We start from the raw sequence: 15,692 nt of genomic DNA, 5'->3' as shown, positions 1-15,692 counted from the left end.
CGCGCAACACCCGTGAGGCGCGCAACACCCCGCGAGGCACGCACATCCGTGAGATGCGCAACCCGGCTGTCCCGCTGCCACGGTCAAAGGACGGACCGAGCCGCCCGGACGACCGCCACACGGCTTCGGTCAAACGGCAGGGGATGGCGCCACCCGCAGGACGGCGCGTCAAAGTGAACGACCTACCGCAAATCAGGTCAGCGGCGCCGAGGACTCCCGGTGCACCAGGGTCGCGGGTGCCGGCTCGACGCGCGGGGTCCGGGCCCGGTCCTCCAGTGCGAGCGTCATCGCCCGCGCGCCCATCTCCATCAGGGGCAGCCGCACCGTGGTCAGCGACGGCGTCACGTCCCGGGCGATCGGCATGTCGTCGAAGCCGACCACGCTCATCTGCGACGGCACCGCGATGCCCCGCTCCCGCAGCACGCTGAGCGTGCCGACGGCCATCGAGTCGTTGAGGGCGACGATGGCAGTCAGGTCGGGGGAGTCGTCCAGCAGCCGCCGGGTCGCGGCGGCGCCGCTGTCGCGGTCGAAGTCGGCGAAGACGACCCGCCGCGGCGGCAGGGTCCGGCCGTACTGGCGGGCGGCCCGGCGCAGCCCGGCGAGCCGGTCGGTGGTGGTCGTCAGCACCTTCGGGCCGGCGATGACCCCGACCTTGCGGTGGCCGCCGCCGAACACCTCGACGCCGGCGAGGTGGCCGCCGTCGGCGTTGGCCGGCATGACCGCGTCGCCGGGCAGCTCGTGCCGGCCGATGACGCTGACCCGGCCGCCGGTGCGGGTGTACGCGCCGAGCTTGCCGGTCAACGCCTTCGTGAACGCCGGGTCGTGGTAGCCGGAGCCGGCCAGGATGATCGCCGCGACCTGCTGGGCCCGCAGCAGTTCCACGTACTCCAGCTCCCGCTGCGGGTCGCGGTAGCTGTTGCAGATGATGACGAGCCGGCCGGCCGCCGTGGCGACCTGTTGCAGGCCGCGGGTGATCTCGGCGAAGTACGGGTCGGACACGTCGTGCACGATGACGCCGACCGCGGTGCGCTGGGCCCTGGCGAGGAACTGGGCGTGCGCGTTGGGCACGTACTGCAGCTCGTCCACGGCCCGCAGCACCCGCTCGCGCAGCTCGTCGGTGACGAGTTTGGTGCTGCCGCTGATGATCCGCGAGGCGGTCGCGGGGGACACCCCGGCACGGCGGGCCACGTCGGCGAGCGTCGCCATCATCAGCCTCCTTCCATTGACTCGTTCGCAGCATACGGGTTAGCGTCGACATGACCAGAGGAAAGCGTTTTCCTGGCGTGGAAGGGGCGGCGATGACGGAGGAACGGGACCAGATGCCCGGAGCGGTCGGGATCTCCCGGTTGTCCGTCTATGACTCGGTCGCGCCCGACGGTCTCCTCGGCGGGACGCCACACATGCACCTCACCTGTTCGGAGGGGTACGTGGTGGCCGCCGGTGAAGGCCTCGTGCAGACGTTGTCCGGCGCAGGCTACCGCGAGACGCCGCTGCGCACGGGGACCGTCGCCTGGTTCCCGCCGGGCACGATCCACCGCCTCGTCAACCAGGGCGGCCTGCAGATCGTCGTGGTCATGCAGAACAGCGGCCTGCCGGAGGCCGGCGACGCCGTGCTGACGTTCCCGCCGGACGTCCTGGCGGATCCTGCCGCATACGCGCAGGCCGCCACGCTGCCCGAGGGCGGGGTGCCGGGCAGCGACATCACGGCCGCCTTCCGCCGCCGCGACCTGGCCGTCACGGGCTTCCTGGCGCTGCGGGAGAGCGGACCCGGCGCCCTGCGGGCGTTCCAGGCGGCCGCCGCGCGGCTGATCGCACCCAAGCTGCCCGCCTGGCGCGAGCGATGGGAGCGCGGCGCGCTCCACGCCGCGCTGGAGACGGGCCGGCAGATCGACGCGCTCGCCGCCGGCGACGCGAGTCACCTCGGCCGGGGCGGCATCAACGTGCTGCCCGCGCCGAGCGAACACGGCAGGCACGGCATGTGCGGCCTGCTCGACACCTACCACGTTCAAGCCGCCTGAGGAGTCCCGTGACCCGCATCCCGATCGGTATCGTGCTTAACGGCGTCACCGGCCGCATGGGGTACCGCCAGCATCTGGTCCGCTCGCTGCTGGCCATCCGCGAGGCGGGCGGCCTGCCGTCCCGCGACGGCTCGCTGATCTGGCCGGAGCCCGTCCTCGTCGGCCGCAACGCCGACAAGCTGGCGCAGATGGCGCAGCAGCACGGCCTGACCGAGTGGACGACCGACCTCGACGCCGCACTCGCCCGCCCCGACGTGCAGATCTACTTCGACGCGCAGGTGACCCAGCAGCGGGAGAAGGCGATCCGCGCCGCCATCGACGCCGGCAAGCACGTCTACACCGAGAAGCCCCTCGCCGAGGACACCGACGCCGCGGTCGCGCTCTGCCGTGCCGCGCGGGCGGCGGGCATCAAGCACGGCGTCGTGCAGGACAAGCTGTTCCTGCCGGGCCTGCGCAAGCTCAAGCGCCTCATCGACGGTGGCTTCTTCGGCCGGATTCTCTCGGTACGCGGTGAGTTCGGCTACTGGGTCTTCGAAGGCGACTGGCAGGCCGCGCAGCGACCGTCGTGGAACTACCGCACCGCTGACGGCGGCGGCATCGTCGTGGACATGTTCCCGCACTGGCAGTACGTGCTGGAGCAGCTGTTCGCCCCGATCCGCTCCGTGCAGGCGACCGTCGCAACCCACATCCAGACCCGGGTGGACGAGGTCGGCCAGAAGTACGAGGCGACCGCCGACGACGCGGCCTACGGCACGTTCGAGCTCGAGGGCGGCATCGTCGCGCAGATCAACTCCTCGTGGGCGGTGCGGGTCCGGCGCGACGAGCTCGTCGAGTTCCAGGTCGACGGCACCCACGGCAGCGCCGTCGCGGGCTTGCGGGAGTGCCACGTCCAGCACCGCGGCACCACACCGAAGCCGGTGTGGAACCCGGACCTGCCGGTCACCGAGCCGTTCCGCGCGCAGTGGCAGCCGGTGCCGGACAACGAGCCGTTCGACAACGGCTTCAAGGTGCAGTGGGAGCTGTTCCTGCGCCACGTCGTGGACGGCGCCGACTTCCCGTGGGACTTCGCCGCCGGTGCCCGCGGCGTCCAGCTCGCCGAGCTCGGCCTGCAGGCCGCCCGCGAGGGCCGCCGCATCGAGATCCCGGCGCTGGACCTGTGAGCGGCGCCGCCGGCGCGCTGGACCGCTTCTCACTCAACCAGGCCACGACGAAGCGCTGGCCGGTCGACGAGACGGTGAGCGGCTGCGTCAAGCAGGGCGTCACGCAGATCGGGCTGTGGCGCGACCAGGTCGACACGTTCGGCCTCGAACGCACCGCCGCCCTCGTGCGCGCCGCCGGCATGCGGGTGACCACGCTGTGCCGGGGCGGGTTCTTCACCACGCCCGGCTGGTTCGACGACAACCGTCGCGCCATCGACGAGGCGGCGACGCTGGAGGCGCCGGTCCTGGTCTTGGTCAGCGGCGGCCTGCCGGACGGAAGCCGGGACCTGGACGCGGCCCGCCGCACCGTCGGCGACGCGATCGGTGAGCTGGTCCCGCATGCCGAGGCGGCCGGTGTACAGCTGGCGATCGAGCCGTTGCACCCGATGTTCGCCTCGGACCGCTGCGTGGTGTCGACGCTGTCCAACGCGCTGGACCTGGCGGCGCCGTTTCCGCCGTCCGTGGTCGGGGTGGCCGTCGACACGTATCACCTGTGGTGGGACGACCAGGTCTGGACGCAGTTGACCAGGGCGGGCGCCGAGTCGCGGATCGCCTGCTTCCAGGTGGCCGACTGGATCACGCCGCTGCCGGAGGGCGTGCTGCTCGGCCGGGGACTGCCTGGCACCGGCTGTGTCGAGCTGCGCCGCTTCCGCGAGGCCGTCGACGCGACCGGCTACACCGGCCCGATCGAGGTCGAGGTCTTCCACGAGGCTGTCTGGTCACGCCCCGGCGCGGACGTCCTCGCCGAGTCGATCGAGGGCTACCTCACGCACGTCGTGTAGCGCGCGTCAGGGGAGTGGCGCTGCTGCCGCTCCCCTTCGCGTGCGTGGTCAGGCGCCGGGGATGCCGTCGGTGGCCGGCTCGGTGGTGGTCGGCGCCGGGGTGGTCGGCTCGGGCGTGGTCGGCTCGGGCGTGGTCGGTCCCGGGGTGGTCGGCATCGGCGTCGTCGCGGTCGCCGTCGGGACCGCGGTCGACGTGGCCGACGCGACGCCGGAGGCGGTCGGGAACACCTGGGGGCCGTTGGTCGGGTTGCCCACGGTGGTCGTGGCGCCCGGGTTGTGCCGGCCGCCGACGGTCACCTGCGGGTTGGGCGCCGGGGACAGGTTGCTGCCGACCTCGTCGCCGTTGGTGCTGCCGCGGTGGGTGCCGGGGTCGGACTTGCCGCCCATCATGTCCGACGTGGTCTCGGCCGCGGCGAAGACGAGGGCAAGGGCCATCGGCACCGCGATCGCCATCGAGGTCACCCGCCGGCGCGACATCTGGGTGGAGCCGCGCAGCCAGCGGCGCTGCGCCGGCAGCGGCGCCGCGTCGAGGTCGTCGACGGCGAGGCCGAGCAGCAGCTGCCGCGCGTCCGGCCGGTCCAGCGGGTCGCGGCTGAGCGCGGCGGCGACCAGCTCCCGGACGGGGTCGGGGATGCCGTTGAGGTCGGGCTCGCCCTCGAGGATCTTCCAGGCGCGGGCCGCGGCCTCCTCGCCGCCGTACGGGTGGCGGCCCGTCGCCGCGAACGCGACCAGGCAGCCCCAGCCGAAGATGTCCATCGCGGCCGAGGGTTCCTCGGCGCGCAGCTGCTCCGGCGAGGCCCAGCCGAGGCTGCCGACGATGTTGCCGGTGCCGGTGATGTCGCTGGCGGCGTCCATCGCGCGGGCGATGCCGAAGTCGATGATCCGGACGCCACCGAGGGTGACCATCAGGTTGCTCGGCTTGAGGTCGCGGTGGACCAGGCCGACGTTGTGGATCGCGGCGAGCGCGGCCGCGACGCCGAGCGCGACGCTGTGCAGCATCGCCGGGTCGAGCGGGCCGTCGTCGGCGACGAGCCGGGACAGCGGGATGCCCTCGAGATACTCGGTGACCAGATAGGGCCGGTCCTCGTACATCCCCGAGTCGAGCACGCGGGCGGTGCAGAACCCGGGGACCCGCTGCGCGGCCCGGACCTCTCCGGCGAAGCGCACCCGGAACCGCGGGTCGCGCGCGAGGTGCGCGTGGACCAGCTTGACCGCGACGCGGGAGCCGTCGGAGGACTGCGCCAGGTAGACCGTGCCCATGCCGCCGACGCCGAGCTGACCGATCAGCCGGTAGTCGTCGATGCGAATCGGGTCGTTGTTGTTGAGGTCACCGATGGCGGCGCGACGTGACGGCGCGGCCGAGCGCAGCGGCAGGTCCGGCGTGCCGGACTCGCCGGCGCCGTCGTGCGTGCCAGCCTCGGTCATCGGGGTCCTTCCAGCAACTCGGCACAGGTCCCATGCAGTCTGATCCGTCCACCGCAAGATGAAAAGACCACCCTGGATGCAACCCTCGTGCCCGTTCGGGCACATTTGCACCGGGCGGCATCCGCGCATGGTGCCCCGACAGTAGTCGAGATGCGGGCAGACGTCCGCGCCGGAGGTCACACCTGTTGACCTGCTCCGTCCAACGACTGACACCCGATCAGATGACGCGGCGCGGCGTCATCTCAGCGTGGTCGCTCCAGGTGAGCGATCATTCCACGCAGTGCAGTCGTGACGACGGCGAGTTGTGCCGGTTCGAGGTAGGAAAGGGCGAACACCTCCGCGCTCTGTGATTCCGGCAGCAGCTCACGGATGAGCCGCTGGCCCTTGCGGGTCAGTTGCAGCACGACCAGCCGCCCGTCGTCGGGATGAGGGCTGCGGCGCACCAGCCCCCGGCCGGACAGTGTGTCGACGACGCCGGTGAGCGTGGCCTTGGAGATGCCCGCCTGCTCGGCGACGTGCCTGGTCTCCATCCTCCTGGCCGCCGCCACCGTGCGCAGCACGACGAAACCGGTCCACGTCAGCTGCCGCGGACGCAGCACCACCTGCTCGACGTGCTGCCGGACGGCGTTGGCCGCCCGATGCAGGTGCAGCACGGTCTCCGTCGCCGTCGAGTGCGCGGCCACGTCCTGCGTAGCGGTCACCGCGCGTCACGCAGACGCTCATGTTTTGACACGACACCTCGCATGCCCATGTGGGCGGCCCCCCTCCGGTCCCCATAGAGCACACAGAATATCGAAAACGTAGCGGCTCCGTTGCCCCGTCATCACCCTCAGCAATTCTTCGAACGCGATACGTAGACCGACTTCGGGGCATTAGCGTATTTTGTCCTAGCAATTTTTCGGCTATCGGATGAATTGAAACTTCTGGAGACCGGATCTCGACCGACCGGTGTCCCATCGACGACACTGGAAGCATGCGGGTCACGCTGCTGGCCGCCGCGACGCTGCTCGGACTGACCGCCTGTGGCGGCCCGTCCGACCCCGTCCATCCCACCACTCCGGCATCAACCGGCACAAATCAGACCAGCCCGTGGCGCAGGCTGGCCGACGCACCGTCCGAGCGCACCGAGGTCGCCGCCGCGGTGACCGGGACCCGGATCGTGGTCGCCGGCGGATACCAGCGCGACGGCGGCAGCGTCCGCACCGTCGAGATCTACGACACCGCCACCCGCGCGTGGATCGCCGGGCCGCCACTGCCGCTCGCCGTCAACCACGCGATGGCCGCCGCGGTCGACGGCGTGGTCTACGTGTTCGGCGGATATCTCGGTGACGGCACCCCGAGCGCCGCGGCGTTCCGGCTGGCCGCGGACGCACGCCGGTGGGAATCCGTGGCGGACATGCCAGAGGCGCGCGGTGCCGGTACCAGCGCCGCACTTGGCACTTCGATCTTCGTGGCCGGCGGCATCGGCCCTGGCAAGGACGTCCTGGCCGGGTCCATGCTCGTCTACGACAGCGTGACCGACCGGTGGCGCTCCGCACCCGGACCACCCACGCGGCGCGAGCACCTGGGCGGCGCGGCCGCCGGCGGGCTGTTCTACACCGTCGGCGGTCGCACCGCCGCGGGCAACCTGGCCACCGTCGAGTCCTTCGACCCGGCCACCGGCGCGTGGACCAGACGGCCGGACCTGCCGACCGCGCGGGGCGGCCTCGCCGCGACTGGCACCTGCCACGGCTGGGTCATCGCCGCCGGCGGCGAGGGCAAGGCGACGTTTCCGCAGGTGGAGCTCTTCGAGCCGGCCGCGGACCGGTGGCGGGCGCTGCCGGGGATGCCAAACCCGCGGCACGGGCTCGCGGTGGTGACCGTCGGTGCCACCCTCATCACGCTGCCGGGCGGCCCGATGCCCGGCCTCTTCGTCGCCGCCACCACCGAGTCCCTCGAACTGGACCCGTGCTGATCAGTCCTCGTCCCGGTGGCCGCGGCGCAGCAGCCGGTTGCGCTGCCAGATGAGGAACGCGAACAGCGCGATCAGCATCATGATCACGCACAGGAACTTGGCCATCGCGACAGCCTACGGCCGTCCGGCCCGGCCGACGTCCTGCCCCCGTCGCCGGGCCAGCCGTGCCAGGGTGAGGGCATCCTGCACGGCGGCGCCACCGGGGTCGTTGTTGCAGTAGACGTACGAGTCGGTGAACCGCTCCAGCCGCCCGGCCCAGGTGTCCAGCGCGGTCCGGCCGTACCGCGGCCACGGCGTCGCCCGGCCCTCGTGCAGGCGCAGGTACCCCCAGTCACCGGTCGACCACAGCGGCGTCGCCGGCCTGCTCCCGCGGTCCGCCCAGCACAGCGCCGCGCCACGGTCCCGCAGCACCTGCCGCACCTCGTCCACCCACCACGAGTCGTGCCGCGGCTCGACCGCCACCCGCACGCCCGCCGGGAACGCCGCGAGGGTCGCGTCCAGCGCCTCCATGTCCACCCGCATCGTCGGCGGCAGCTGCAGCAGTACGGGTCCGAGCCGGCCGCCCAGTCCACGGGCCCGATCCATGAGCCGCTCGACCGGCTCCCGCGGGTCGCGCAGGCGGCGGACGTGCGTCAGGTACCGGCTCGCCTTGACCGCCACGACGAAGTCCTCCGGTGTGCGCTCCCGCCACGCCTCGAACGTCGCCCGCTCCGGCAGCCGGTAGAACGCGTTGTTGACCTCCACCGTGCCGAACACGCCCGCGTAGTGCTCCAGCCAGCACCGCTGCGGCAGCTCCTGCGGGTAGAACCGTCCCCGCCAGTCGCGGTACTGCCAGCCCGACGTGCCGATCAGCATCATGCGGACCGGTTACCCAGAAATGGCCCTTCGGCTGACGGTGCTGCCCGCTTTCCGTGAGATCGTCCGGGGTCGTTGTGTTCCGTAGATCTTCACGGGGAGCTTCCGTCCATGCCAGTCATCACCCTGCCCGCCGCCCAGGTCGCCGCCGGCGCCGGCCACCTGCCGCCGGTCTGCCCCCGCCACGGCGAGCCCGCCACCGAGCAGCGCTCGATCAAGCTCATCTCCAAGCCGCCGGCGTGGGCCGCGATCTTCATCCTCGGCGGCGGCATCCTGTACCTGATCATCGTGCTGGCGCTCCGCAAGACGGTGAAGGCCCCCGCGTGGCCCTGGTGCGCCACCTGCAGCGCGCAGCGCAAGAAGCTGCTCGCGATCGGCCTGCCCCTGCTCGCCGTCGGCCTGCTGCTGGTCTTCGGCGCCATCGCGATGAACTCCGACGCCAGCGCGGTGCTCGCCCTCCTCGGCATCGTCGTGCTCCTGGCCGGCACCATCGTCGCGGCCCGCGGCGGCCAGCTGCCGGTGACCGGCGCCCTGGTCTCCGGCGACGGCCAGTACGTCGAGGTCAAGCAGGGCAGCGACCGCTTCCTCATGGCCCTGAACCGGGGTCGCACACGCGTCTGATCTCTGTCGCCTACGTGTACGTACGTCGGTCGGCCCGCCGACTACGTATGCCGCCCCGATGCGATTACGTAAGCGTTACCGATGTTGTGCGGACCTTACCGCGCGACGATAGGAACACACGGATCGCAGAGGAGCCCCGAAATGAACGTCCACCCGATTCTCCTGACCGAGCTCGTCCGCCAGCGGCAGCTGCACATGCTCGACGAGGCCAAGCACTGGTCAAGCCGCGTGAAGCTGCGGCGCCGAGCGCATCGCTCCGGTGCGGCGGCCTGAGCCAGGTCCGCAACCCCTGCAGCCCCGGACGCTCCGCGTCTCCGGCACCCACCTCCCTCCGGGTGCTCGGCGACGCTGAGCTGTCCGGGGCTGCTGTGCGTGTTTGTCATGCCCGTAATAGAAATCCATCACGGCTGCGGCCGTTTGTGGTTCCGCGCAGCCTCCGGCGGCGCGAACGGGTAGCGCGGTCACCGTCCGTGCCGTGTCTGGGGTTCTACCAAGCCAGGTCCGACCTCACATGATCCAGCACCGTCGGGCGCATCATTCGGTGCTACAACGCCGTTTTCAGTCAAAAGTGAAGGCCATCGATCACTAGACCGGGGAGTACCAGCACTCCGGCGGCGATCTTCCGTTCCGGCCCATGATCGAAGGACGGCGGTGGCCGTCCGGACGGCCACCCGGATCCTTCGATCATGACGGGGCCGGGCTGGATCTTGGTGGGCGTCTTGGACGCACTACGGTTTGGGTGATTTGGTCGCTTTTCTGGGCCGGCGACGGTGTGGCACCACCGAATGATGACCTCGACGGCGCTGGATCATGTGAGTTCGGACCTGGCTTGGTAGAACCCCAGGCACGGCACGGACGGCAACCAGCGCACCGGCGAAGGTGAAAGCCCCGGTGACTAGAGCACCGGCCAGCGACTAGGTATCGCCCCGAGCCCCAAGATACGTAACAGGTACCGATGGAAACGGCTCCTTACACGACCACGATGGAGACATCACCGAGTCAAGGAGCTACGACATGATGCACCCAGTGTTCCTCTTCGTTCAGGTCCAGCACCGCCAGGAGGAGCTTCTCGGCCTGCACCGCCGGCCGCGGCGCAACAGCGGGGACGACCGGCCATGGTGGCGCAGGTCGCGTCCGTCACAGCCGTCGCACCGCCCGCCCGCCGGTAGGCTGGTGGCGTGCGGGCCAGCCGTAACGGAGTGAGCCAGGTGATGGTCGGCCGCGACGATGAGCTGCGCAGGTTGCGGCGGCTCCTCGACGGGTCCGAGCCTTCCATCGCCATGCTCGGCGGCGAGCCGGGCATCGGCAAGAGCCGTCTGGTGCAGGAGCTGATCACGGGGTTGCCCGAGACGGTGCCGGTGCTGGACGGGCAGGCCGATCCCGGCACGCTCAGCCGGCCGTTCGAGGTGCTGCTCGACGCGATCGACAGCTGCCATCGCTCGGTCGGGCTCGACCCGGAGCTGCTCGTGACCGTCACCGACGCGTCGCGGTCGATGATCGACCGGATCCAGGCCGGGCTGGAGATCGTGCGGCTGCTGACGACGCCCGGGCCGTCGGTGGTGGTGTTCGAGGACCTGCACTGGGCGGACTCGGAGAGCGTGGCGCTGTTCGAGCGGATCGCGGACCTGCCCGGCAGCCGGCTGCTGATCGGCACCTACCGCCCCGACGAGGTGACCCGCCGGCACCCGCTCGCCGACCTGCTGACCCGGCTCGAGCGCCGATACATGGTGACCAACGTCCGGCTCGAGCGGCTCAACCTCGCCGAGACGTCACGGTTCCTGAAGTCCGTCACGGGGCGGCCCCCGGCGTACCGGACGGCGCTGTCGCTGCACAACCGCACCGGTGGCAACCCGTTCTTCCTCGAAGAGCTGATCAAGGCCAACGGCGACGAGGACCTGGACACGCTGTGCGACCGGCCGTTGCCGTGGAATGTGGCCGAGGCGCTCAGGCGGCAGCTCGACGACCTCGACCCGACCGAGAAGCGGATCGTCGAAGCGGCCGCGGTGCTGGGGCGCAAGGTCCCGTTCGACCTGCTCGCGGCCGTGACCAGCCACAGCGAGCCGGAGCTCATCGACGCGCTGCGCGTCCTCGTGCGGCGCGGGCTGATGGTGGAGACCGGCGACGACGAGTTCAGCTTCCGGCACGCGCTGACCCGTGAGGCGCTCGTCGACGAGCTGCTCGCCCGGCAGCGCCGGCGCCTGCACGAGCTGGCCCTCGAGACGCTGCTGTCGACCGGCAGCAAGGACTATGCGCTGGTCGCGCACCACGCGCGGGGCGCCGGCCGCTACCTGGACATGGTCGAGGCCGCCCGGCGGGGGCTGGCGACCTACCTGGCGATGGGCTCGCCGTATCAGGCGCTGCAGCTGGCGGAGATGGGCCTCGACGAGCTGCCCGACGACGTGGAGCTGCTGTCGTGCGGGGCCCGCGCCGCGTGGCTCGCCGGGCTCCTCGACGACGCGCAGGAGCTCGGCCGTCGCTGGCTCGCCGTCGCGGGCACCCGGGCGGAGCGCGCCGACGCGTTGCGGCTGCTCGTGCGGCTCAGCTGGGAGGTCGGCAGCAGCGGCAGCATGCAGGAGCGGGCCGCGCAGCTGCGGGCGGAGATCGAGCCGCTCGACGACGGACCGGCGAAGGCGTATGCATATGCCGCGATAGCGCAGGCGTACATGCTGCACGACGACACCGAACGCGCCATCGAATGGGCGGACAAGGCGATCACCCTCGGCGAGGAGCTGGGCCTGCCGGGTGTCTGGCTCGCCGGCAAGGTCGAGAAGGGCTCCGCGCTGGTCAACTTCGCCGCCGGGGTCGACGACGGGATCAAGCTGCTCAACGAGGCCGCGCAGGAGGCGGAGCAGGCGGGGGAGTGGCTGCTCGCCGCGCGGTCGCTCAACAACCTCTACAACCTGCTGCCCGGTGGCCCGGCCGACTGGGCCGCGGCGCTGGAGCGGATGCGGACGTTCGCGGAGCGGGCCGGGTTCGAGTCCCTGGCGGTCGCCGCGTACTTCCAGGGCAGGGCGCGGCTCGCGGTGCAGGAGGGCAACCTCGGCGGGGCCCTTGCCGAGCTGGAGTCGGCCCGGCGGCGGGACCGGGGCCTGCTGCGCACCCGCAACGGGATCGACTACCACGGCGTGTTCTTCGCCGGGCTGCTCCTCGAGGCCGGCGAACTCGACCGGGCCGACACCGTCATCCGCGGCATGGTCGAGGCGACCGACACGTACACGATGCTGACCCAGACGTCGGTGCCCGGCCTGCAGTTCCACCTGGTCGCGCGGCGCGGGCAGACCGAGCAGGCCCGTGAGCTGCTCCGGGCGGTCCTCGACGCGGTCCGCGTCACCGGGGTCACCGGCCGCGACTTCGCCCACGACCTCATCTCCGCCGGTCTCGTCGGCGGGCTCAGCGTCGACGAGCTGCGGCCGGTCGCCGCCGCGATCGACGACCCGTTCTTCGACGACGCCTGGCGATGGCTCGCCGACGCGCAGATCGCCGAGGCCGCCGGCGACCACACGAGCGCCCTCGCCGGATACCGGCGCGCCGTCGCCGAGCCGTCGATGCTGCTGCCCGCCACGAAGGGCACCGGTCACGTCGGCGCCGCCCGCTGCCTGCTCGCCCTCGGCGACCTCGACGGCGCCCGCCAGCACGTGCGCACCGCCGAGCCGCTGCTCGCCCGCTGGTCCGGGTGGCGGGTCGCGGAGCTGTCGGCGCTGCGCGGGCGGCTCGGCCTCGGCACCCCCGTCGCCGGCGACCAGGCCCTGACCCCGCGCGAGCGGGAGGTCGCGGTGCTGCTCGCGGAGGGACTGACGAACGCGGAGCTGGCCCGCCGGCTGTACATCTCGCCGCGGACCGCCGCCGTCCACGTCTCCAACATCCTGAGCAAACTCAACCTCGAATCCCGCACGCAGATCGCGGCCTGGGTCAAGGCCGGCAGCTGACCCGTCCGGCACACTGTCGGACATGACCGTCTTCGTCGGCCGGACCGCGGAGCTGGCGGCGCTGCGGCGGGCCGCCGACCAGGCGCGGGCCGGCCACGGCACCGCGGTCCTCGTCACCGGCGAGGCCGGCATCGGCAAGAGCACCCTCGTCGACCGGTTCACCGCCGGCGCCGGCCTGCCGGTCCTGCTCGGCCGCGCCGGCGACGACGGCGCGCCCGCCCTGTGGCCGTGGCGGCGCATCCTGCGCTCCGGCCAGGACCAGGGGATCGCAGGCCTCGACCCGGACACGCTGCTGCCCGGCCCGTCGTCGGACCCGTCGGCCGGCCGGATCCCCGTGGCGCAGTTCGAGGTCCTCGACCGGGCCGCAAGGGCGTTGCTGGCCGCGCCGGCAGCCGTCGTCGTTCTGGAGGACGCCCACTGGGCCGACCCGGCGTCGCTGCGGTTGCTGCGTCACGTGTGCGCCGACCTTGCCGGTTCGCATCTCGTCGTCGTGTGTACGGTCCGCGACCCCGACGGCGCCGCCCCCCTTCCGGAGGCCCTGGGCGACCTGCCCAACGCGACGGAGCTCCGGCTCGGCGGCCTCACCAGCGCGGACGTGGCCGGCTACCTGCGCGGCGCGACCGGTCGCCCGGTGGATCCTGCCCGGGTGGACCGTGTGCACCGGCAGAGCGGCGGCAACGCCTTGTACGTCCGCGAACTCACCCGCCTCGAACAGCCGCCCGGCGACGCGCCTCCACCCGAGGGCGGAGATGTGGCGCCGGGCGGTGGGAATCCATTGCATGACTCCGGCTCGCCGCTCGGCGGTGAGCCGGGCCCGGCGACGCGGCTGCCCGCGGAATTGCGCCGCGTCGTCGAGGCCAGGCTGTCCCGGCTGAGCCCTGCCTGCCGGAGCCTGCTCGGCGGTTGCAGCGCGATCGGCGCCGAGATCGACCCCGCACTCCTCACTGAGGACGACCGGGAGTCCCTGCTGGCGGAAGCGGTCGCCGCCGGCGTCCTGGTCGAGGACGCCGCGCCGGGCGGCCGGCTGCGGTTCGCGCACGACCTGGTGCGGCAGGCCAGGTACGAGACGATGACCCGCACGGAACGCCTCACCTGGCACCGGCGGCTTGCCGACGCCGTCCACGACGACCCCGCGGCCCTGGCCCGGCACCGGCTCCGCGCCGCCGTCGACGCGCCGAGCCGCCGGGCCGCCGCCGACGCCGCCCACGCCGCCGCGACCGAGGCGGCGCGGCGGTTCGCGTTCGAGGACGCCGCACGGTGGCTGGACCAGGCCCTCACCGTCGCCGCGGACGACCCTGAGCTGATCCTCGCCGCCGCCGAGGCCGAGTACCGGCTCGGTCGCATCGACGCCGCGCTGCGCCGCTGCCTGGACGGCCCGTTCGGCACGGCGGACCTTGCCGCTCGGGCCGCCGTCGTCGTCCGCGGGGTCGGCGGGGGTGCGTCACCGGCGGTGCTGACGCTGTGCGCACGGGCCGAGGCACTGCTCGGCGACGAACGCTCCGCCCGGCGGGCCCGGGTCCTCGCCCAGCGCGCGTTCATCGAAGCAAGCCTCGGCAGCGAATCCACGACGCCCGGTGCGGGCCGCGCGACCGCCGGCGAACCCACGGCGGCACCCGGCGCGCGCAGTGCGGGCGGTGCGGCCGGGACCGCGGCGCTGGCGCTGGCGCTGGCGGAGGAGGCCGGCGACCCGATCGCCGTCATCGACGCCATGCACGCCATGAAGGAGGCCGTCGCCGGGCCGGACCAGTTCGCCGAGCAGCTGGCGCTCGGCACCAGGATGATCGAGCTGGGGGCGCGGGAGGACCGGCCCGACGCCGCGCTGTGGGGCAGGATCTGGCGGATCGAGGCGTCGTTGCTGCTCGGCGCGACGTCGGTGTTCCAGCACGAGCTGCTCGCGCTGGAGGAGCTCGCGGACCGGCTCGGCTGGCCCGTCGCCCGGTGGCACGCGGCGCGCGGCAGGGCGACGGCCGCCTGGCTCGCCGGTGATGCCGGCGCCGCCGCGCGGCACATCGATCACGCACACACCATCGCGCTGCGGATGCAGGACATCTCGGCGTACTGGCAGTACTACGCGTTCATGACCGCGTTGCTGCGGCGCACCGGCGGTGACCTGCCCGGGCTGCGGGAGACCCTGGCCGGCGCGGCGCACGTGCCGATCGCGGACGCGTTCGCCGTCGGGTACCTCTTCGAACAGGGGCCGGACGCCGCCGACGCCGCGTTCGCGAGGTTCGACCGGCTCCGTGCGGCGCTGCCGGACCTGCCCCGCGACGCGTTGTGGCTGCCGGTGGTGGCGTCGACCGGTGAGGCCGCCGTGCTCGCCGGTGACCTCGGTGTCGTCGGGACGTGCCTGCGGGAGCTCACGCCGTACGCCGGTCTCCACGTCAACTCGGTCTCCGGTTGCTACGGCGCGGTGTCGCGGTTCCTCGGTGTCCTCGCGGGTGCCCTCGGGCGGCGCGACGAGGCCGTCGCGCACCTGGAGGCCGCCGAGACGATGGAGCGCCGCGTGGCGTCGGCGCCTGAGCTGGTGCTCGCCCGGCTCGAACTGGCCGCGGCCCTCATCGCGCGCGGCGCGCCGGGCGACCGGACCCGGGCCGGCCGTGTGGCACGCGCGGCCGTCGACGGTGCCCGCCGGCTCGGGCTGCGGCCGCTGCTGCGGCGCGGCGAGGACCTGCTCGCCGGGCTGGACCGCGACGTCGCGCTCACCGCCCGGGAGCGGGAGGTGGCCGCGCTCGCCGCCGAGGGCCGCTCCAACCGTGAGATCGCCGAGCGGCTGACCCTGTCGGAACGCACCGTCGAGACGCACGTCCGCAACGCCCTGGCGAAACTCGGCTGCACGAACCGCACGCAACTTGCGGCGCGGTTCAGTGGTGGTACGGAGGAGAAGGGCGCCGTCCTGCGGCCACGCTGAACGC

At 72.7% G+C, this 15,692-nt stretch carries 12 protein-coding genes; 8 read left to right on the top strand and 4 right to left on the bottom strand.

Annotated features, from left to right (window positions below; all coding sequences use genetic code 11):
• Positions 1–192: 192 nt before the first annotated feature.
• Entirely contained in the window at positions 193–1,206 is a 1,014-nt protein-coding gene (locus OHA72_RS61580) for a LacI family DNA-binding transcriptional regulator (protein ID WP_327011906.1), read from the bottom strand.
• A gap of 92 nt (positions 1,207–1,298) precedes the next feature.
• Here OHA72_RS61580 and OHA72_RS61575 point away from each other — a divergent pair, with 92 nt between their 5' ends.
• Genes OHA72_RS61575 through OHA72_RS61565 form a run of 3 tightly spaced genes read left to right on the top strand, consistent with a single transcriptional unit; the run spans position 1,299 to position 3,999 of the window.
• Positions 1,299–2,018 carry a cupin domain-containing protein gene (locus tag OHA72_RS61575; RefSeq protein WP_327005294.1) on the top strand — a complete coding sequence of 240 codons (720 nt, stop codon included), beginning with the start codon at positions 1,299–1,301 and terminating at the stop codon, positions 2,016–2,018.
• 8 nt (positions 2,019–2,026) lie between these two features.
• Positions 2,027–3,178, top strand: coding sequence for a Gfo/Idh/MocA family protein (locus tag OHA72_RS61570; protein WP_327005293.1), 1,152 nt, complete (start codon positions 2,027–2,029; stop codon positions 3,176–3,178).
• Positions 3,175–3,999, top strand: coding sequence for a sugar phosphate isomerase/epimerase family protein (locus OHA72_RS61565; RefSeq protein WP_327005292.1), 825 nt, complete (start codon positions 3,175–3,177; stop codon positions 3,997–3,999). The genes OHA72_RS61570 and OHA72_RS61565 overlap by 4 nt, the downstream gene beginning before the upstream one ends.
• Before the next feature lie 48 nt (positions 4,000–4,047).
• Here OHA72_RS61565 and OHA72_RS61560 read toward each other — a convergent pair whose 3' ends face one another.
• Entirely contained in the window at positions 4,048–5,424 is a 1,377-nt protein-coding gene (locus tag OHA72_RS61560) for a serine/threonine-protein kinase (protein ID WP_327005291.1), read from the bottom strand.
• A gap of 242 nt (positions 5,425–5,666) precedes the next feature.
• A complete protein-coding gene (locus OHA72_RS61555) occupies positions 5,667–6,125 on the bottom strand; it encodes a MarR family winged helix-turn-helix transcriptional regulator (RefSeq protein ID WP_327005290.1) in 459 nt (152 codons plus the stop codon).
• 272 nt (positions 6,126–6,397) lie between these two features.
• On the opposite strand from OHA72_RS61555, the gene OHA72_RS61550 reads away from it, so the two are divergent.
• Positions 6,398–7,378 carry a Kelch repeat-containing protein gene (locus OHA72_RS61550; RefSeq protein WP_327005289.1) on the top strand — a complete coding sequence of 327 codons (981 nt, stop codon included), beginning with the start codon at positions 6,398–6,400 and terminating at the stop codon, positions 7,376–7,378.
• Positions 7,379–7,492: 114 nt separating this feature from the next.
• Here OHA72_RS61550 and OHA72_RS61545 read toward each other — a convergent pair whose 3' ends face one another.
• Positions 7,493–8,236, bottom strand: coding sequence for a DUF72 domain-containing protein (locus OHA72_RS61545; protein ID WP_327005288.1), 744 nt, complete (start codon positions 8,234–8,236; stop codon positions 7,493–7,495).
• A 108-nt stretch (positions 8,237–8,344) separates the two neighbouring features.
• Between OHA72_RS61545 and OHA72_RS61540 the strand changes: the two genes are divergently transcribed.
• The 4 genes from OHA72_RS61540 to OHA72_RS61525 all read left to right on the top strand — a co-directional run bounded on the left by OHA72_RS61540 (position 8,345) and on the right by OHA72_RS61525 (position 15,688).
• A complete protein-coding gene (locus tag OHA72_RS61540) occupies positions 8,345–8,854 on the top strand; it encodes a hypothetical protein (RefSeq protein ID WP_327005287.1) in 510 nt (169 codons plus the stop codon).
• Between the two features lie 141 nt (positions 8,855–8,995).
• Positions 8,996–9,127: a hypothetical protein gene (locus OHA72_RS61535; protein WP_327005286.1), complete on the top strand. Its 132-nt coding sequence runs from the start codon at positions 8,996–8,998 to the stop codon at positions 9,125–9,127.
• Between the two features lie 905 nt (positions 9,128–10,032).
• The gene (locus OHA72_RS61530) at positions 10,033–12,780 is read left to right on the top strand and encodes an ATP-binding protein (RefSeq protein WP_327005285.1); all 2,748 of its coding nucleotides are present in this window, start codon (positions 10,033–10,035) and stop codon (positions 12,778–12,780) included.
• A 22-nt stretch (positions 12,781–12,802) separates the two neighbouring features.
• Entirely contained in the window at positions 12,803–15,688 is a 2,886-nt protein-coding gene (locus OHA72_RS61525; RefSeq protein ID WP_327005284.1) for an AAA family ATPase, read from the top strand.
• Positions 15,689–15,692 lie beyond the last annotated feature (4 nt).

The sequence above is a fragment of the Dactylosporangium sp. NBC_01737 genome (assembly GCF_035963215.1).
In the GTDB taxonomy this organism is placed as follows: Bacteria; Actinomycetota; Actinomycetes; order Mycobacteriales; family Micromonosporaceae; genus Dactylosporangium.
The sequence above is the reverse complement of the archived record's forward strand: the minus strand, read 5'-3'. Positions and strand labels throughout refer to the sequence as shown.